The sequence below is a fragment of the Pseudomonas fluorescens genome (genome assembly GCF_030344995.1).
In the GTDB taxonomy this organism is placed as follows: domain Bacteria; phylum Pseudomonadota; class Gammaproteobacteria; order Pseudomonadales; family Pseudomonadaceae; genus Aquipseudomonas; species Aquipseudomonas fluorescens_BF.
In genome coordinates this window covers 2,804,515-2,823,027 of record NZ_CP128260.1, presented here as the reverse complement: position 1 = coordinate 2,823,027, position 18,513 = coordinate 2,804,515, and the positions used below count along the sequence as shown (strand labels likewise).

General features: G+C 61.2%; 14 protein-coding genes. 7 read left to right on the top strand and 7 right to left on the bottom strand.

Going from position 1 to position 18,513, the window contains the following annotated elements; translation table 11 throughout:
* The first annotated feature begins 412 nt into the window (after positions 1 to 412).
* From QR290_RS12820 to QR290_RS12805, 4 genes are all read left to right on the top strand, one after another.
* Complete coding sequence (locus QR290_RS12820) at positions 413 to 1,207, top strand: helix-turn-helix transcriptional regulator (RefSeq protein ID WP_289205088.1); 795 nt, start codon at positions 413 to 415, stop codon at positions 1,205 to 1,207.
* A gap of 62 nt (positions 1,208 to 1,269) precedes the next feature.
* Positions 1,270 to 2,688, top strand: coding sequence for an efflux transporter outer membrane subunit (locus QR290_RS12815; protein WP_289205087.1), 1,419 nt, complete (start codon positions 1,270 to 1,272; stop codon positions 2,686 to 2,688).
* A gap of 151 nt (positions 2,689 to 2,839) precedes the next feature.
* Positions 2,840 to 3,445, top strand: coding sequence for an SCO family protein (locus QR290_RS12810; RefSeq protein WP_007956879.1), 606 nt, complete (start codon positions 2,840 to 2,842; stop codon positions 3,443 to 3,445).
* Positions 3,445 to 3,921 carry a copper chaperone PCu(A)C gene (locus QR290_RS12805; RefSeq protein WP_115077432.1) on the top strand — a complete coding sequence of 159 codons (477 nt, stop codon included), beginning with the start codon at positions 3,445 to 3,447 and terminating at the stop codon, positions 3,919 to 3,921. Before QR290_RS12810 ends, QR290_RS12805 begins: the two co-directional genes overlap by 1 nt.
* Positions 3,922 to 4,004: 83 nt before the next feature.
* On the opposite strand, the gene QR290_RS12800 is transcribed toward QR290_RS12805, so the two are convergent.
* A complete protein-coding gene (locus tag QR290_RS12800) occupies positions 4,005 to 4,421 on the bottom strand; it encodes an organic hydroperoxide resistance protein (RefSeq protein WP_007956881.1) in 417 nt (138 codons plus the stop codon).
* Positions 4,422 to 4,579: 158 nt separating this feature from the next.
* Positions 4,580 to 5,593: an ABC transporter substrate-binding protein gene (locus tag QR290_RS12795; protein ID WP_289205086.1), complete on the bottom strand. Its 1,014-nt coding sequence runs from the start codon at positions 5,591 to 5,593 to the stop codon at positions 4,580 to 4,582.
* Positions 5,594 to 5,802: 209 nt separating this feature from the next.
* Between QR290_RS12795 and QR290_RS12790 the strand changes: the two genes are divergently transcribed.
* Positions 5,803 to 6,231 carry a GFA family protein gene (locus tag QR290_RS12790; protein ID WP_289205085.1) on the top strand — a complete coding sequence of 143 codons (429 nt, stop codon included), beginning with the start codon at positions 5,803 to 5,805 and terminating at the stop codon, positions 6,229 to 6,231.
* Here the strand turns inward: QR290_RS12790 and QR290_RS12785 are convergent.
* Positions 6,212 to 7,258 (bottom strand): sterol desaturase family protein, encoded by a 1,047-nt coding sequence (locus QR290_RS12785; RefSeq protein WP_435875087.1) that lies wholly within the window; start codon positions 7,256 to 7,258, stop codon positions 6,212 to 6,214. The genes QR290_RS12790 and QR290_RS12785 overlap by 20 nt on opposite strands.
* 272 nt (positions 7,259 to 7,530) lie before the next feature.
* Here QR290_RS12785 and QR290_RS12780 point away from each other — a divergent pair, with 272 nt between their 5' ends.
* On the top strand, positions 7,531 to 9,741 hold the full coding sequence (locus QR290_RS12780) for an LTA synthase family protein (RefSeq protein ID WP_289205083.1): 2,211 nt from the start codon (positions 7,531 to 7,533) through the stop codon (positions 9,739 to 9,741).
* 49 nt (positions 9,742 to 9,790) lie between these two features.
* Here QR290_RS12780 and QR290_RS12775 read toward each other — a convergent pair whose 3' ends face one another.
* Positions 9,791 to 11,827: a TonB-dependent receptor gene (locus tag QR290_RS12775; RefSeq protein ID WP_289205082.1), complete on the bottom strand. Its 2,037-nt coding sequence runs from the start codon at positions 11,825 to 11,827 to the stop codon at positions 9,791 to 9,793.
* A gap of 325 nt (positions 11,828 to 12,152) precedes the next feature.
* Between QR290_RS12775 and katG the strand changes: the two genes are divergently transcribed.
* The gene (katG, locus tag QR290_RS12770; protein WP_289205081.1) at positions 12,153 to 14,420 is read left to right on the top strand and encodes a catalase/peroxidase HPI; all 2,268 of its coding nucleotides are present in this window, start codon (positions 12,153 to 12,155) and stop codon (positions 14,418 to 14,420) included.
* Between the two features lie 332 nt (positions 14,421 to 14,752).
* Here katG and pepN read toward each other — a convergent pair whose 3' ends face one another.
* Genes pepN through QR290_RS12755 form a run of 3 tightly spaced genes read right to left on the bottom strand, consistent with a single transcriptional unit; the run spans position 14,753 to position 18,508 of the window.
* Entirely contained in the window at positions 14,753 to 17,410 is a 2,658-nt protein-coding gene (gene pepN, locus QR290_RS12765) for an aminopeptidase N (protein WP_289205080.1), read from the bottom strand.
* A gap of 10 nt (positions 17,411 to 17,420) precedes the next feature.
* Positions 17,421 to 18,251: a DUF2797 domain-containing protein gene (locus QR290_RS12760; RefSeq protein ID WP_289205079.1), complete on the bottom strand. Its 831-nt coding sequence runs from the start codon at positions 18,249 to 18,251 to the stop codon at positions 17,421 to 17,423.
* Positions 18,248 to 18,508: a YeaC family protein gene (locus tag QR290_RS12755; RefSeq protein ID WP_007956913.1), complete on the bottom strand. Its 261-nt coding sequence runs from the start codon at positions 18,506 to 18,508 to the stop codon at positions 18,248 to 18,250. Before QR290_RS12755 ends, QR290_RS12760 begins: the two co-directional genes overlap by 4 nt.
* Between the last annotated feature and the right edge of the window lie 5 nt (positions 18,509 to 18,513).

The following is an 18,513-nucleotide window of genomic DNA, read 5'->3' as shown; positions in this document are numbered from 1 at the left end:
GCCCACTTCGCACCGTCCTGCGAACCAACAGGGTCGGACAGGTCAGCGATCCCCCTAAAAGTTCGGAAAGAAATGGCTGAAAATCCTGTAGGACAATCGCCACGCGCTGCTACCGACTAGCGCCCCGCAATTGTGGGATGCGTCGGCCCAAGCCCCGGATTTCGGGGTTCGCACTAGACCGTACAGTCACGGACTACCCGGCCTTACACATTGATCTGACAGAAACGTGACGCCATTTTTTCGGAAATGGTGGCATTTTGTGTCCCTGTTTTCCCCTACAGACGTAGGACAAATGCATGGGCTTAAATCCCGCTCCAGATCGATTTCAAGGAGAAAAGACTGGGTGGGCGTTTCACGGGTGCATGCACGGCAGACGATTCGGCAATGGCTCTAAATCAAGGATGACAAGGATATGAATCTGACCGGCAGTCTTCGCAACATGGAAAATCCGCACTTCTACTGGCAATTGGGTGAACTGATCGCCAGTACCGGCAACGAGCGTTTTGCCACGAACATGTTCCAGCTGGTCGACAACCTCGTACCCGTCAATCGCGTCCATCTCAGTGAGTGGACCCTGGATGAACGGGAGTCCAGCGTGGTCGAGATCAAGGCGTTGGGCAGTGCCGGTTTGCCGGACACCTTCCCGCCCCCGGATCCGTTGCTGCACCCGGACGACCATCCGCTGCTGCAACAGATGATCGAGATGAACGATTCGCTACTGATTCAACTGAAAGCCTCGCTCCAGCATCGACACCCGCACCACAACGTCCACCAATGCAATCTGGTGTCCCGCACGTCCAATCGCCGTTGCGTCATCTCGTTCTACCGCCCCCACACGCATCGGGTGTTTTCCCTGCCGGAGCTGTCGTTCCTCAAGCGCCTGTCCGACACCCTGTTGCCCTTGATCGAGCGCCACGCGCACATCAGTCGCCAAGCCACCGCCCGCCAGCCCCGCGCGCCGCAAGCCGATCAACCACAGACGCCGTTGCAACAGGTGTTCGACGAACGCCTGGCGTTGGGCGACATCACCTTGTCGGTGCGTGAAAAAGAGGTCTGCCTGGGCCTGCTGACCGGCGGCACCGTGCCGCAGATGGCAGAAAAACTGCGGGTCAAGAACAGCTCGATCGAGACCTACCTCAAGCGCGCGGCCGCCAAGCTTGGGGTCAGCGGCCGTCACGGGCTGGCGAAATGGATGGCCGGGGCCTGATCCGGCGTTTTTCTCATCACGGGCGCGCGGCGTCCGCTCTCTTTTGTGAACGAGGCTGTTTGATGTCCAGGTTGCCGATTTCCCTGCTGTCCGCCGCGCTGCTGCTGGGCGGTTGTTCGTTGATTCCCGATTACCAGCGACCGGCCTCGCCGAGCGCTGCGCAGTATCCGCAAGGTCCGGCGTATGCCGTGCAATCCGCGGTCACACCCCGCGTCGAGGACTGGCGCGCGCTGTTCAATGACCCGGCGTTGCAGCAATTGATCGAAAGCGCGCTGGTCAACAATCGTGATCTGCGGGTGGCTGCGCTGAACGTCGAGGCGTTTCAGGCGCAGTACCGCATCCAGCGCGCCGATCTGCTGCCGGCGGTGTCGGCCAACGCCAACGAACTGCGTCAGCGGGTGCCGTCCAGCGTGACCCGCACCCAGGCGGCGATCACCTCGACCTATTCGGTGAACCTGGGCATCAGCGCCTATGAACTGGACTTCTTCGGCCGGGTGCGCAGCCTCAGCGAGCAGGCGCTGCTGACCTGGCTGTCCACCGAAGAGGCCCGGCGCAGTGCGCAATTGAGCCTGGTAGCTAACGTCGCCAACGCCTACCTGACCTGGCGCGCCGATCAGGAATTACTGGCGCTGGCCCGGGAAACGCTGGCCGCCGACGAGCGCAGCCTGCATCTGACCACCCGCAACCGCGAGGCCGGCAAGTCTTCGGCGCTGGATCAGATTCAGGCGCATACCAGCGTCGACAGCACCCGCGCGAGCCTGTCCCGTTATCAGCGTCAGGTCGCCCAGGACTTGAACAGCCTGACATTGCTGGTGGGTGCGCCGGTGTCGGAAAACCTGCCGGCGCGTCCGCTGGACAGTGATCTGGTGGCCACCGTGCCGGCCGGGTTGCCGTCGGATCTGCTGCAACGCCGGCCGGACATTCTCCAGGCCGAATACAAGCTGCGCGCCGCCAATGCCAACATCGGCGCGGCGCGGGCGGCGTTCTTTCCGAGTGTCAGCCTGACGGCCAATGCCGGGACGTCCAGCCGCGATCTGTCCGGGCTGTTCAACGGCGGTTCCGGGGCCTGGACGTTCCAGCCGCAAATCAACCTGCCGATCTTCAATGCCGGCAGTCTGCGCGCCAGCCTGGATTACGCGAAGCTGCAAAAAGACATCACCGTCGCCGAGTACGAAAAGACCATTCAGACAGCATTCCAGGAAGTGTCCGACGGCCTCGCGGCGCGCCAGACCTACGAACAGCAACTCCAGGCCCAACGCGATCTGGTGCAGGCGACCCAGGATTATTACGACATGGCGCAGCACCGCTATCGAAGCGGCGTCGACAGCAGCCTGACGTTCCTCGATGCCCAGCGTTCGCTGTTCAGTTCCCAGCAAGGACTGATTACCGACCGGTTGGCGCAACTGGTGGCGCAAGTGAATCTGTACACCGCGCTGGGCGGTGGCTGGAGCCCGGTCGAGCCACTTCCGCCAGCACCTTGAGTCATTTTTTCTTACACCTTTTGTCGCCAGATCCCACATTGCCCGGCGATCGAAAACCGGCGCAGCGGATCATTTTGGTATCATGCGCCGCTTTTACGGTTAACCCGCCCGCCTGTCCTGCCGACTGGCGGGCTCCAAAGGGCGGTATGAAATGACGGCTTTGTTGACTCGCCGCAAGGTGCTTGCGGGAATGGGCGTACTCGGTCTCGGCCTGCTCGCCGGCTGCGACACCCGCGGCGAACTGTCGTACAAGTACGGCAAGGATCTGAGCGACAAGATCCTCGGACGCACCTTCAAGCTCAAGGACACCGAAGGCAACACCGTGTCGCTGTCGAGCTTTCGCGGCTTGATGCCGATGATCTTCTTCGGCTTCACCCAGTGCCCGGCGATCTGCCCGACGACGTTGGCCCGCGCCGCGAAAATCAAGAAGCTGATGGGCAAGGACGGCGACATCCTGCAAGTGGTGTTCATCACCCTCGATCCGGAACGCGACACACCGGAAATCCTAGACGCTTACGTCAAGACCTTCGATCCAAGCTTCGTCGCGCTGTACGGCACCCTCGAAGAAACCAAGGCCACCGCCAAGGAATTCGACGTGTTCTACGAAAAAGTCCCCGCCGGCGACACCTATACCCTCTCCCACACCGCCACCAGCTATGTCTACGACACCCGGGGCAACTTGCGTGTGGGCCTGTCTCAATCGCTTTCTGCACAAGAGTGCACGGAAGATTTGCTTACCGTCATGGAGGTCTGCTGATGAACCCTTTTCTGAACAACATCAAACGTGCCGCACTGGGTCTGTCCCTGCTGGGCCTGGCTTTCCAGGTATCGGCGCAGACCAAAGTCGACGACGCCTGGGTGCGCGCGACCGTGCCGAACCAGTCGGCCAGCGGCGCGTTCATGACCGTAACCGCCGACAGCGACAGCAAGCTGCTCAGCGTTGCCTCGCCAGCGGCCAAGGACGTGCAGATTCATGAGATGACCATGAAGAACGACGTGATGAGCATGGGCCCGGTGAAATCGGTCGACCTGCCGGCGGGCAAAGCCGTCAACTTCGACCCGAATGGCTACCACGTGATGCTGATGGGCCTGACCGCTCAACTGAAGGAAGGCGACAGCGTGCCGCTGACCCTGACCGTGGAAAACGCCAGGGGCGAAAAGGAAACCGTTGAAGTGAAAGCACCGGTCAAGGCGCTGACCATGGAAGGCCACGATCACAGCAAGATGCATTGATCGCTGGCTGACAGATCTACGGTTTCAAAAAACAACAGAGGCGGCATGATCGTTGATCATGCCGCCCCTTTTGCATCTGGATGTCAGACCAGTTTCAATTCGACCTCGATATTGTTGCGCGTGGCCTTGGAGTACGGGCACACCTGATGCGCCGCATCCACCAGCTGCTGCGCCGCGCCGCGCTCCATGCCCGGCAGGCTTACATTCAGTCGCGCCTGCAACAGATACCCTCCCGAATTAGTGCCCAGATCCACTTCGGCATCCACTGCCAGGTCTGCCGGCAGGCTGATTTTCTGCTGCCCCGCCACCGCTTTCATCGCGCCGATGAAACACGCCGACCAGCCTGCGGCGAACAATTGTTCCGGATTGGTCCCACCGCCACTGGAACCGGGCGACGACAGTTTTACATCGAGAATCCCGTCGGAACTGCGCGATGCGCCGTCACGTCCGCCAGTGGTGTGGGTTTTCGCGGTGTAGAGGACTTTTTCGATCTGACTCATGGCGATCTCCTGAATGAAAAACAGCAGATTGTTCACTCGGCGCCTCCCGTCTCAGCCTTGAGGTGCGCCACCCGTTTCACACAGCCCTCTCACTATAGACGCGGGTTTGTCGCTCACCCGGCCAACGGACGTGCGGACTGTTCAGAAAAGACGAGTGTTCAACTCCCCGCCCCGCCATGCGCCTCTTCAAAGAAATAATCCTTCCAGCTGTCCGCCTTGTTTTTCAGCACGCCCAGCTCCTGCAATTTCTCTGCGTATATAAAGGTGCGTTGCGGCAACACGGTGAAATCGATTTCCGGGTCGGTGACGATTTTCTCCACCAGCGCCAGCGGCAACTTCGACTGTTCAACCCGAATGTAGGCTTGGGCCGCCGCAGGCTTGTCGGCCTTGATGATCTGCTCGGCCTCGGTCAGTGCGTCGTAGAACGCCTTGTAGGTTTTCGGGTTTTCGTCGTGGAATTTTTCCGTGGTGTAGAGCACGTTGAACGTGGCCTGGCCGCCGAGCACATCGTAGGAACTCAGCACTTTATGCACGTTGGGATTTTGCAGCGCCTGATACTGGAACGGCGGGCTGGAGAAATGCGCGTTGATTTCCGAGCCGCCGGCGATCAATGCGGCCGTGGCATCCGGGTGCGGCAGGCTGACGGAAATATCGTCGAATTTCTTGTATTGGTCATTGCCGAATTCCTTGGCCGTTTCAATCTGCAGCGTGCGTGACTGGAAGCCCACACCCGCCGCCGGAACGGCGATGCGATCCTTGTCGCTGAAGTCCTTGAGGGTTTTCACGTTCGGGTTATTGGTCAACAGGTAGTTGGGCATCGAACCCAACGAAGCGATGGCCTTGACGTTCTGTTTGCCCTTGGTGCGATCCCACACGGTAAGCATCGGCGGCACGCCGGCTGAAACCACGTCCAGCGCTCCGGTCAGCAATGCTTCGTTCATGGCGGTGGCGCCGGAAATGCTGTTCCAGTCGACCTTGATGTCCAGACCCTGGGCCTTGCCGTGCTTCTCGATCAAGTGCTGATCGCGCACCACATCCAGAATCAGATAACCGATGCCGAATTGCTGGGCGATGCTGATCTTGCCTTCGGCTTGAGCGGTGTTGCCGAGCAGTGCGCCAGCCAGCGAGGCCGCCAGCAGCGTCAGTGCAGAACGTTTGAACGGTAGGGCCATGACAACCTCGCAGTGATTTACCGGGAAATCTGTGAGGCCGGACTCTATCGCTATAAAAAACGAAATTTAAATACCGTTATCGCATATTGATATCACCTGAACGTCAGCCTTCCAGAAACACCTGCAAGTCCGCGCCCAAGCCATCGAACACTGCTGAAACCCGCTGCACTCGACGCATGTCCTGATGCATGGCGATCCACACGTCCACCGTGAAATCCACGAACTCGGGCAGTACTCGAACCAACACCGACGTGCCGCCGGCGATCTACGCCTGCCATTGCACCGATTGCCAGACCTGGAGCGGCAGCGCCTTTGCCCTGCACGCCCTGCTGCCCGACGACGCCCTGACGTTGACCGGGCCACTGACCACTTACGCCTACGAACTCAATGGCCAGCACGCCGAACATCAGGTGTGCAGCGTCTGCCACACGCGTCTTTGCAACACCACCACGGCCGCGCCGGGGATGAAAGTGCTGCGCGCCGGCACGCTCGATGAAAGCCGCTCACTGCAACCGATGGCGCACATCTGGGTCAGTCACAAACAGTCTTGGCTGACGCTGCCGGAGGGGTTGCCGAGCTGGCCGCAGAGCCCGACCCCGCAGGCCTTCGGTGAAGCCCTCATGGCGTACGTTGGTTGAACCGGGTTCTGAGTCCGTCGGCGTTCGACGACAAGCGCTTGGCGGTGTCCACAAACGGCGTGACGATCAGGCTGTACAGCGTCAGATAACGCGTGCGGTCCTGCTCGCCCGTGCCGAAGCGCAGGACTTCGGGCTTTGAAGTGGTGACGTACAACGTGCCGAACAGCCAGTCCCACAGTGACAGATTGATCGCGAAGTTCTTGTTGAAATGTCGTGGGGCGTCGCTGTGGTGAATCTGGTGCTGGGCCGGGCTGTTGAGCACATGCTCGACCGCCGGCCCGAACGACAGCCAGACATGGCTGTGCCGCAGATTGGAGCCCAGGCTGTTGATGATCAGCACCAGCCAGGTCACGCCGAACAACGTATAGCGGCTGACCTCGCCGCCGCAGGCGTACCAGACCACCCCGGCAAACGCGCCGAGCCCGGCGGTGATGACGATTCGTTCAACGATCGATTCGACAATGTGAATCCGGCTGGCCGTGGCCGGCACCAGCACCGGCGCCGAATGGTGAACCTTGTGAAATTCCCACAGATAGCGGGAATGGAAGGCGCGGTGAATCCAGTAATGCAGAAAATCCCTGAACAGGAACACGCCCAGTCCGTAGAACAGCGCGATCAACGGATGAGCCGGCACCTGTTCGCGCGCGCCCCACAGCTGAGTGAAAAACTGCGCGTAATCGCCCGAACGCAGAATGTGCGGATCGACGAGGCCGACAATCGGCAACACCAGCGTCACTCGCAGAATCGCCTTGATGAAGTAATAACGGTAATCCAGCCAGGCCGAACGATGGCCGTGGACACGACCGCCGCCGACAAATTGCCAGAAGGATCGGGCCTGCGTCAGGTGCCGGGATTTTCGGTGGCGATAAAGGCCGTACGCCACGCCGTAGGACGTGAGCAGAAACACCACGCCCAGACGACCGTTCAAATCGAACAGGCCAAGGAATTGCTCGGTGACCGGATCGATCACCCAGCGGCTGAGCTGCGCATGAAGTTGCGTGAATAAATCCACGACGACCGACTCCATCAGGGGTCGCGCATTGTAAATCGGACTGGTTCGCAAATGCAGCACCAACGGATCAAAGGCCGGTTAAACAGCCTGAAACAATAAAACCGCCGCCTCGCTCAGGCTGGAAAACCGCCAGGACGGTCGCCGATCAAGGCCCAGGCTCATCTGGGTGGCTAACAGGGCCTTCCGGGACCGGATCACCCAGCCGTTTAAAAAGGCGATCAGACAGCCCACCCTTGGTATCATCGCCCACACTTTTATGACGATTTGATGGCTGGAAGGTCTTTTTTGTGAGCGCTCTTTTTCAACGGTTGCGGCGCCTGGATGCCCGTCTTCTTTCTCTGGTTTTCCTGGTACTGATCGTGCCGGTGTGCCTGCGGGCGGCACTCGGCTGGTCGAGCCTGTTCGGTTACCTGTCGGATCTGGCCATCGGCAGTCTGCTGGTGGTGCTGTTGCATCGCCGCCCTTGGTGGCTGGCGCTGCCGGTGCTGCTGTTCTGGGGACTGCTGGCGGTGGCGACCGCTGAACTGGTCAGCGCGGTCGGCCGTCTGCCGACCGTGGCGGACCTGCATTACCTGGTCGACCCGCAGTTCGTGGAAAACTCCACCGGCGGCGGTTTCGCCCACCCCGGCGTGGCGGTTGCGCTGCTGGTGGCTCTGGCCTTTTGGTTGCTGAATCATTGGGCTCGACGCGCAACAACAGCTCCCGCTCTGCCCCGCGCAACTTGGGCGACGCCGGTGCTGCTGTTCTCCGCGTACTGGGGCGCGCAGCACTTGAACCCAAGCGATGCCGACCCGTGGCGCCTGTACAACCTGCCCCACCAGTTGCTGGCCGCGCAGGTCGCCGACGTGCAGATGCAGGCCGAAGAATGGCTGGACGGCGATACCCAAGTCGCTCCCCCACCGATGGCCGGTCTTACCGATGTCGATCTCAACGGTCACCCGTTGCTGACCGCCAAGGGCCAGGCGCGCAACGTGCTGATCGTCGCCCTCGAAGGCATTCCCGGCGCCTACATCGGCGCCAATCGCCGGGCCATCGGCAGCCATTATCAGGAAGACTTGATGCCCAACCTCAGCCGCTGGGCCGAGCGCGGCATGAACACCCCGGATTACGTGTTGCACACCCACCAGACCATTCGCGGTCTGTACGCCATGCTCTGCGGCGATTACGACAAGCTCGACAACGGCACGCCCAAAGGCGTGGAAATGCTGACCCAGCACGAACGCAATCAGGCCTGTCTGCCGGCCCAGTTGCGTCAGCACGGTTTCGCCACGCATTACCTGCAAGGCGCAGGGCTGCGGTTCATGGCCAAAGACAAGATCATGCCGCACATCGGTTTCGACGCGACCCATGGCCTGGAGTGGTTCACCAACGCCAACTACCTGGAGTTCCCGTGGGGCAAGGATGACAAGGCGTTCTTCGAAGGCGCGCTGAAATACGTCGGCGACCTGAAAAAACAGAAACAGCCGTGGATGCTCACCCTGCTGACCGTCGGCACTCACCAGCCCTACTCCGCGCCGGAGGAATACCTGCAACGCTACGACACGCCCAAGCAGGCCGCCGTCGGTTATCTGGACGATGCGCTGGAGCAGTTTCTCAGCGGCCTCGAACGCCAGGGCGTGCTGAAAGACACGCTGGTGGTGATCACCTCGGACGAATCCCACGGTATCGACGGTGTGCGCCTCGCGTCGTCCTGGGGCTTCAACCTGACCCTCGCGCCGGAGCAGGCGCAACTGCCGCGCCTGAACGCCGGGGTCTACGGTCACGTCGATCTGAGCGCGTCGATTCTGGATTACTTCGACTTTCCGGTGCCTTCCGCCCTCAGCGGTCGCTCGCTGTTTCGCGATTACGATTCGGGCCGCGAAATCATGTCGTTCACCAACGGCAAGCTGCGCTATCACGACGGTCGCGGCCTGCTGACCGAATGCGACATGCCGCGCCGTTGCCGCAATTACGCCAGCGAAGGGTTCATCGCCGAAAGCGCCACGTTCAAGGGCAATGCCAGCGGCCAGAACGCCCGGGACATCGCCGCCCGCGCCTCGGCTCTGGACCTGTCGCTACTGCGCACCCCGCTCAACCAGCGCTATCAGTTCGGCAGCGCCAACGTCATCCCGCTGCAAGCGCAGATCAAGGATGACTGGGCCGACAACCTGATCGGCGCGCAGTACCTGGAGATGCCCAAAGGCTCCCACACCCGCGTGCGCCTGACCGTGCGTTCGGTCGATCCGCAGCAGGCGGCGTACATTCAGCTCAAGGCCAAGGAGTTCGAACAGGACGTGCAACTGGGCCTGCCGACCGAGATGGTTGCCACGGCGGATCAGCCGCTGGAGATGGATTTCAGCTTCGACAACCCGCAACCGCGCAAGGCATTCTCTTTCCACTTGTTGGGGTATGGCCTGGGCGCGGTGGAAGTCAGTGATTTCAGCGTGATCACCGAACTGCCGGGGCAACAGGATCTGCTGGACGAGATCCCGGAAGAAGACACCGCTCAATCGAGCTGAACTCGACGCCAGCGTCGCAACGACGCTGGCGCCTATACGGTATGAACGATCAGAACGTGGTGCGCAGACCGACCTGAATGCTGCGTCCTTCTGCCGGCGCAATATCCCGCAGGATCGAGCTGGCATAACGCACGGTCTGGTTGGTCAGGTTCTCGGCATTGACGAAGGCCAGCCATTTGCTCTGACCAACATCAAAGTGATAACCCACATTCGCCCCCAGCGTGGTGTAGCCGTCGGTGCTGCTTTCGTTTTCCGGCACCCGGTGCTGGGAACTGGCGTGTTCCACATCGATCCGCGCCTGCCAGCGATCCAACTCCCACAACAAGCCGGTGTTCAATCGCAGCGGCGCGATGCGCGGCAGGTCCTGGCCGTTGTCGAGGTTCTTGGCGCGGGTGTAGTCGCCCGACAGTTCCAGCGCAAACTTGCCGTAGGCGTTTTCGCCGAGCGTCCAGCGATCCTGCGCTTCGATACCGCTGAAGCGCGCCCGAACGCCAGAGTAGGTGTATTCAGGAATGCCGTCGGCGTCCTCCTCCCCTTCGTCATTCAGCGTGCGTCCAGTACTGAGCAAGCCGATGTAATTAGAGAAGTGGCTGTAGAACACGCCGACGCTGCCCTTGTGCGTGCCGTTGTCGAAACGCAGAGCCAGGTCGCTGGAGACCGCTTTCTCTTTCGAAAGCCCCGCATCCCCGACTTCATAGGTGCCGGTGGCGACGTGGGCGCCGTTGGCGTAAAGCTCATAGAACGTCGGCGCGCGTTCGGTATAGCCCAGCGTGGCGGCGACCGACCAGATCGGCGTCAGCGTGTACACCGCACCGGATGACAGGCTGCCGGCGGTGAAACTGCTGGAGCGATCGGCATTGGCGAAACGCTCGTTGCCTTTGGCGTCGGGGTCGACCGTGGTGTGTTCGAGGCGCCCGCCGAGGGTAAACAGCAGGCGATCCATGGCTTGCAGCTCTTCGAAAATGAACAGTGCACCGGCGTCGGTATCGGTGTGCGGCACGAACGCTTCTTCGCCCAGCGCCGAGAATTCGTTGCGGCTGACTTGTGCGCCAATCACCCCGTTGAACGGCCCCAGCGGCTGATGCCGGGCCTCGACCCGCGCCTCGTAACCCTTGTTCTTGAACGTGGTGCCGACCTCGCCGCCCTCGATTTCGCGGTGCTGGTAATCGGTGTAGCCGGCGTCGAATTTGACCGAGCTGAACGGGCCGTCGAGGTTGCGGATTTCCGAGGCGAATGCGTAGTGCTCCTGCTCCATGCGGATGCGCACATCGTCTTCGGCCGGCGAGCCGTAGTTGGAGTCGTAATTGCTGTACGACAGCCCCGCGTAACCGTCATCCCAAGTGTACGACCCGCCCACCGCACCGCCGTCCTGACGACCGTCGCTGTTGGCCAGCCGATGTTTCTTCGAATCGCCATCGTCGTTCGCCCGTTCACGGCCGGTTTTGGCGTAGCCGGGGATTTTCAGGTCATTGAATTCGCGGGCGCTGGCGTCCAGGTGCAAGGCGAACTGGCCGTTACCGGCTTCGAGTTTGCCGGCGCTGCTGCGGGTGGTGTCGGCGCCGCCGTAGCGCAACTCGCCGGCCCCGTGAATGCCTTCGATGGCTTCGGTCGGGATGCGGTTGTCGAAGGTGTTGACCACCCCGCCGATGGCGCTGCCGCCGTACAACAAGGCCGCCGGGCCACGGACGATTTCAACGCGTTCGACGTTGACCGGATCCAGCGGCACCGCGTGATCGTAGGACAGCGACGAGGCGTCCAGCGCACCGACACCGTTGCGCAGGATGCGAATGCGATCGCCGTCCTGCCCGCGAATGATCGGGCGACTCGCACCCGGACCGAAATAGGACGACGACACGCCCGGCTGCCTGTTCAGGGTTTCGCCGAGGCTGCCTTTTTGCTGCAGCGTCAGGCTGTCGCCGCTCAATACGGTCGAGGGCGAGGCCAGCGTCTGACTGCCCAGCGGATTGCCGGTGATGACTTGCGGTTGCAGCTCCAGCGGGTCGGCGGCGAATGCGGGGGAAGCGATCAGCAGCGCCGAGGCCATGAGCGTCAGGCGGGGTTGGAAGGTGTGGAAACGGGAAGGCATTTCAGGAATCCGTCAGGCAAAAAGTGAGGATCGAGGCCTGCGTTACAGAGCGTGTATTACTGGCATCGATCAGATGAAATCATTTTTATGTTATACAATAACATTTCCAATGACCATCACGTTTCTTCCACAAATTTGCAAACCATCGCTCAAGCACGGGCATTTCAGCGCCCTGCCCGGCGCCGGTGCCCGACACTTCGCGTAAGAGACTGCGCCTATCAGGCACCAATAGTCGGCCTATTAGCTGACTCGCCGAGTCGGGTCTAGCCTTACTACTCCGAAGTCGGCACGAGCCGGCCGCAGAAGACCTGATAAGGACCCGAACATGGCAAATGAATCGAAATGCCCGTTCAATCACGCCGCCGGCGGTGGCACGACGAACCGCGATTGGTGGCCGAATCAACTGAACCTGAAAATCCTGAGTCAGCACTCGCCCGCATCCGATCCGCTGGGCAAGGACTTCGACTACGCCAAGGCTTTCAAAAGCCTGGATTTCCAGGCCCTCAAACGCGATCTGACGGCGCTGATGACCGACTCCCAGGAGTGGTGGCCAGCGGACTTCGGCCACTACGGCCCGCTCTTTATCCGCATGGCCTGGCACAGCGCCGGCACCTATCGCACCGCTGACGGCCGTGGTGGCGCCGGCTCCGGCCAGCAACGCTTCGCCCCGCTCAACAGCTGGCCGGACAACGTCAGCCTCGACAAGGCCCGCCGCCTGCTGTGGCCGATCAAGCAGAAATACGGCCGCAACATTTCCTGGGCCGACCTGATCGTTCTCACCGGCAACGTCGCGCTGGAATCCATGGGCTTCAAGACCTTCGGTTTCTCCGGCGGCAGGCCCGACGTCTGGGAACCGGATGAAGACGTGTACTGGGGCTCGGAAAACAAATGGCTGGGCGGCGACAACCGCTACGGCAAGGACCCGGAATCCATGCAGCCGCCGGGCGAAGGCACACTGGTGGCCGAGCCCGCCGAACACGGCAATGAGGAAAGCCGCACCAATCAGGGCGAACGCAACCTAGAGAACCCGCTGGCCGCCGTGCAGATGGGCTTGATCTACGTGAACCCGGAAGGCCCGGAAGGCAATCCCGACCCGGTAGCTTCGGCCAAGGACATCCGCGAAACCTTCGGTCGCATGGCCATGAACGACGAGGAAACCGTCGCCCTGATCGCCGGCGGCCACGCCTTCGGCAAGACCCACGGCGCGGGCCCCGCCGATAACGTCGGCCCGGAGCCGGAAGCCGCCGGCCTCGAAGAACAAGGCCTGGGCTGGAAAAGCACGTTCGGCACCGGCAAAGGGGCCGACACCATCACCAGCGGCCTGGAAGTGACCTGGACCACCACCCCGACGAAGTGGAGCAACAACTACCTGGAAAACCTGTTCGGCTTCGAGTGGGAACTGACCAAGAGCCCGGCCGGCGCCCATCAGTGGAAACCGAAAAACGGCGCCGGGGCCGGCACCATTCCCCACGCCCACGACCCGAACAAACGCATCGACCCAACCATGCTCACCTCAGACCTGGCCCTGCGTTTCGACCCGGCCTACGAGAAGATTTCGCGGCGCTTCCTGGCCAATCCCGATCAACTGGCCGACGCCTTCGCCCGCGCCTGGTACAAGCTGATCCACCGCGACATGGGCCCGCTCTCGCGCTACCTCGGCCCGGAATTGCCCCAGGAAGAACTGCTGTGGCAAGACCCGATTCCCGAGGCCAACCATCCACTGGTGGACGACAGCGATATCAGGGCGCTCAAAGGCAAGGTACTGGCGTCGGGGCTGTCCGTTTCGGAACTGGTCTCCACCGCGTGGGCGGCCGCGTCGACTTTCCGGGGCTCGGACAAACGCGGCGGCGCCAATGGCGGACGTCTGCGTCTGGCACCGCAAAAGTTCTGGCAGGCCAACCAGCCGGAGCAACTGGACAAAGTGCTGAAAGTCCTCGAAGGCATTCAGAACGAGTTCAACGCCGGGGCGGCAGGCAAGCAAATCTCGCTGGCGGACCTGATCGTGCTGGCCGGGAATGCCGGTGTCGAGCAAGCGGCGAAAAATGCCGGGCACACGGTGACCGTGCCGTTCAATCCGGGGCGCACTGATGCGACTCAGGAGCAAACCGATGTCGAGTCGTTCGGTTTCCTCGAACCGCACACCGATGGCTTCCGTAACTACGCGGCCAACACCTATCGCGTGCCGGCCGAAGCATTGCTGATCGACAAGGCGCAACTGCTGACCCTTTCTGCACCGGAATTGACCGTGCTGATTGGCGGCCTGCGGGTGCTGGACACCAACGTCGGCAAGACGAAACACGGTGTGTTCACCGACAAACCCGGTTCACTGACCAACGATTTCTTCCGCAACCTGCTGGACATGGGTGTGGAATGGAAACCGACGTCGAAAACCGAGTTTGAAGGCCGCGACCGCAAGACCGGCAACGTGAAATGGACGGCGACCCGGGTCGATCTGGTGTTCGGTTCCAACGCGATCCTGCGGGCGCTGGCCGAGGTGTACGCCAGCTCCGATGCGAAGGAGCAGTTCGTCACGGACTTCGTTGCGGCCTGGGCGAAGGTGATGGACCTGGATCGGTTTGATTTGCGGCAATAAACCTTTTTCTTTCACCCACAAAAACGCCGCTCATTGAGCGGCGTTTTGTTTTTCTGTTCGGCGTGAGTAATGCGGTGCGGCTGAAATCTCACCCCCTCACCCCAGCCCTCCCGAAACGTCGGACCGCCCCCAAGGGGGCGAGGGGGAAAGGGAGCAGATCTTCATGCTTTTCAAACTCACCTTCGACTCGATATCTCAGGTCGGTGTAACTCGAATCAGCACCTCGGTCAGTCCCCTCTCCCTCCGGGCGGTCCGACGTTTCGGGAGGGTTAGGGTGAGGGCTCGATCTAAAGTTGAAACACAAACTCAAGACCACCCCCAAACAATCAGCCTCAAGCCAAGCTCTTACTCACAACCTCATACACATCACTGGACAGCTGCCCCGAAGCCAGAATCCGCTCCAGCTCCGCCTTCATCAGCCCCTGACGAGCGCCGTCATACTTGCGCCAGCGAGTCAGCGGCGCCAGTTGACGCGAAGCAATCTGCGGGTTGAAGCCGTTCAGCTCGATCACCAGATCCGCAAGGAAGCGATAACCCGAACCATCCGCCGCATGGAAGTTGATCAGGTTCTGCCCGGCAAAAGCACCGACCAGCGCGCGCACCTTGTTCGGGTTCTTGATATTGAACGCCGGGTGCTGCATCAATGCTTTCACGCGCTCCAGACCGCCCGGCAACGTGCTGCCGGCCTGCACGCTGAACCACTGATCCATGACCAGCGGATTGTCCTTGAAGTGCTCGGCGAAACTGGCCAGGGCCTTGGCTTTCTGCTCGTCGAACGGCGAATTGACCAGCACTGCCAGCGCGGTCAGACGCTCGGTCATGTTGTCGCAGCTATCGAACTGTTCCAGCGTTGCCGCCAGTACTTCCGGCTTGCCGCTGAGCATCAGGTACGACAGCGCGATGTTCTGCAATGCGCGACGGGCGAAGTGCTCGGCCTCGGCCACATACGGGGTTTGCTTCGACAGGTCACGGTTGGCCTGATAACGCAGCCACAGCTCCTCGAACAGGTTGTCCGCCAGTTGCTGACGGGCAAATTCGCGGGCGGTATGGATGGCATCGACGTCGGCGATTTCGCTGATTTCGGTCAGGTACGCTTCGCTTGGCAGCGAGAGCATTTCCGCGACCATCGCCTGATCCAGCGACTCGTCCGACAACACGGTGCGCAAAGCGGAAACCAGACGTGGGTCGAGCACCAGGCTTTCGCCCTTCTGCTGCTGGCCGATCAACTCTTGCAACACCTGCACCGAGAGTTGCTGGCCGGCATCCCAGCGGTTGAAACCGTCAGTGTCGTGCTGCATCAGGAACATCAACTGATCGCGGTTGTACGGGAAGCTCAGTTTCACCGGCGCCGAGAAGCCACGCAGCAAGGACGGCAGCGGTTGTTCGGCGATGTCGACGAAGGTGAAGGTCTGCTCGGCTTCGGTCACCGAGATCACTCGAGTGGTGCCCTGGGCCGAAGCTTCACCGGTCAGACGCAGGGCAATCTCGTTACCCTTGCTGTCGAGCAGGCCCAGTTCCACCGGGATCACGAACGGCAGTTTTTCAACCTTGTCCGGGGTTTCCGGGCAGCTCTGGCGGAAGGTCAGGCTGTAGGTTTTCGCGGCGGCGTCGTAAGACTCGCTCACCGCCAGACGCGGTGTACCGGCCTGGCTGTACCAACGTTTGAACTGAGTCAGATCGACGCCGTTGGCATCTTCCATGGCCTTGATGAAGTCATCGCAGGTCACGGCCTGGCCGTCATGGCGTTCAAAGTACAGGTCGCTGCCCTTGCGGAAGCCTTCGGCGCCCAGCAGGGTGTGGATCATGCCGACCACTTCCGAGCCCTTTTCGTACACGGTCAGGGTGTAGAAGTTGGAAATCTCGATGAAGCTGTCCGGGCGCACGGCGTGGGCCATCGGGCCGGCATCTTCGGCGAACTGGTGGGTACGCAGGTACGCCACGTCCTGAATGCGCTTGACCGTGGCCGAGTTCATGTCGGCGGAGAAGCCGGAATCGCGGAAGACGGTGAAGCCTTCCTTCAGCGACAGCTGGAACCAGTCGCGGCAGGTCACGCGGTTGCCCGACCAGTTGTGGAAGTATTCGTGGGCGACGATCGCCTCGACACGCTGGTGCGCGGCGTCGGTGGCGGTTTCGGCGCGGGCCAGTACGGCGCTGGAGTTGAAGATGTTGAGGCCCTTGTTCTCCATCGCGCCCATGTTGAAGTCGTTCACGGCGACGATCATGAAGATGTCCAGATCGTACTCTCGACCGTAGACCTCTTCGTCCCAGCGCATCGACTTCTTCAGGCTGTTCATGGCGTGCTGGCACTTGTCGATGTTTTCCGGTTCGACGTAAATGCGCAGCGCCACGTTGCGGCTGGTCATGGTGGTGAAGCTGTCTTCAACGCACCACAGGTCACCGGCCACCAGCGCAAAAAGGTACGCCGGTTTCATGAACGGGTCTTCCCAGGTCGCCCAGTGCCGGCCGTCTTCGCCGGGGCCGCTGGCGATCGGGTTGCCGTTGGACAAAAGCACCGGATAGCTGTGCTGCTCGGCCACCACGGTGGTGGTGAATTTGCTCATCACGTCCGGGCGGTCGAGGTAATAGGTGATTTTGCGGAAACCTTCGGCCTCGCACTGGGTGCAGAACATCGTGCCGGACTTGTAAAGGCCTTCCAGTGCGGTGTTGGATTCCGGATGGATCTTGACGCTGGTGTCGACCGTGAAGGTTTCGCTGGCCGGTTGCAGAGTCAGGTGATTCTCGGTCAGTTGGTAATCGCCGGAGCTCAGTTCCTGGTCTGCCAGGGTCACCGAGAGCAGTTCCAGCTGCTGGCCATCGAGCACCAGCGGCGGCAGGCCCGGGCCACGGGCCGGGTTGCGGCGCATCACCAGTTGCGCGTGGACCAGACTGTGGTCCTCGAACAACTCGAAGGTCAGGTGTGTTTCATCGATCAGGTACTCGGGCGCCTGATAGTCCTTCAGGTAAATCATCTTCGGTTGTTCGGTGCGCATGCTGAAGTCCTTATTGATGCACGGCGAGCTGATAGGCCGTGTACTTGCGAATGTTGATCACGCCGGTGTCGAAGATCAGGTACTGGCCCTTGATCCCCAGCAGCGTGCCTTCGGCAATCGGGTTCTTGTCCAGGTTGAAGCTGACGATCTTGGCCGGGTACTGCTCGACCGGGTAACGGATTTCCAGCGGCTCGACGTCGGTGACCGGCTGAATCGCCTGCAGACCGAAACGTTCCTGCAAGCCTTGCAGGCCTTCCGCGCAGCTGTCGAACAACTGATCACGCACCTGCGCCAGATCCACCGACGCCGCATCGCCCTTGAGCAAGGCGCGCCAGTTGGTCTTGTCCGCCACCTGGCTGCGGAAAAGGTCTTCGACGAACCCCGACTGCTGCCGCGTGGACACACGCATGATCGGCAACGCCTGACTGGCGCCCTGATCGAGCCAGCGGGTCGGCAACTGGGTGGCGCGGGTGATGCCGACCTTGATCCCCGACGAATTGGCCAGGTAGACGACGTGGTCGGTCATGCAGAACTTCTCGCCCCACTCAGGCTCACGGCAGGTGCCGGCTTCGAAGTGGCAGCGCTCCGGGCTCATGATGCAGATGTCGCACTGAGCCAGTTTGGTCATGCACGGGTAGCAGTAACCCTGACTGAAACTGGTCTTGGTCTTGCGCCCGCAATGGGTGCAGTGAATCGCCCCCAGGTATTCCAGACGCACCGTCGTGCCGATCAACGGGTTGACCGGCACCTCGACGTCATCCAGACGAAACGCGTACTGCACGTTCGGCCCGTTCAGGCGCGCCGACATTTTGCTGATTGCACCGCGGCCGATCTCGATCAATGGATGGCGTCCGACTTGAACAGGATGTTCGGCACTTCGATCGACTTCGACGCACATTCCTGCGGGCCCATGTAACCGGTGCGCTCTTCCTCGGGCAGGTTCTGCATTTCCCAGGCGATCATCGCCTGCAACGACAACTCGCGCTGTTCAGCGGTGAGTTTGCCACCGTCCGACCATTTGCCGATCTCCACGGCCAGCTTCAGGCTCTGGTAAATGTCGGGGGTGATGTTCTTGATCAAATCGTTAAAAGAGGACATCAGGG

Excerpts from the sequence above, each read along its gene's own strand:
- QR290_RS12820 (WP_289205088.1), top strand. The coding sequence starts at position 413 with ATGAATCTGACCGGCAGTCTTCGCAACATGGAAAATCCGCACTTCTAC.
- QR290_RS12815 (WP_289205087.1), top strand. The coding sequence starts at position 1,270 with ATGTCCAGGTTGCCGATTTCCCTGCTGTCCGCCGCGCTGCTGCTGGGC.
- QR290_RS12810 (WP_007956879.1), top strand. The coding sequence starts at position 2,840 with ATGACGGCTTTGTTGACTCGCCGCAAGGTGCTTGCGGGAATGGGCGTA.
- QR290_RS12805 (WP_115077432.1), top strand. The coding sequence starts at position 3,445 with ATGAACCCTTTTCTGAACAACATCAAACGTGCCGCACTGGGTCTGTCC.
- QR290_RS12800 (WP_007956881.1), bottom strand. The coding sequence starts at position 4,421 with ATGAGTCAGATCGAAAAAGTCCTCTACACCGCGAAAACCCACACCACT.
- QR290_RS12795 (WP_289205086.1), bottom strand. The coding sequence starts at position 5,593 with ATGGCCCTACCGTTCAAACGTTCTGCACTGACGCTGCTGGCGGCCTCG.
- QR290_RS12785 (WP_435875087.1), bottom strand. The coding sequence starts at position 7,258 with ATGGAGTCGGTCGTCGTGGATTTATTCACGCAACTTCATGCGCAGCTC.
- QR290_RS12775 (WP_289205082.1), bottom strand. The coding sequence starts at position 11,827 with ATGCCTTCCCGTTTCCACACCTTCCAACCCCGCCTGACGCTCATGGCC.
- katG (WP_289205081.1), top strand. The coding sequence starts at position 12,153 with ATGGCAAATGAATCGAAATGCCCGTTCAATCACGCCGCCGGCGGTGGC.
- pepN (WP_289205080.1), bottom strand. The coding sequence starts at position 17,410 with ATGCGCACCGAACAACCGAAGATGATTTACCTGAAGGACTATCAGGCG.
- QR290_RS12755 (WP_007956913.1), bottom strand. The coding sequence starts at position 18,508 with ATGTCCTCTTTTAACGATTTGATCAAGAACATCACCCCCGACATTTAC.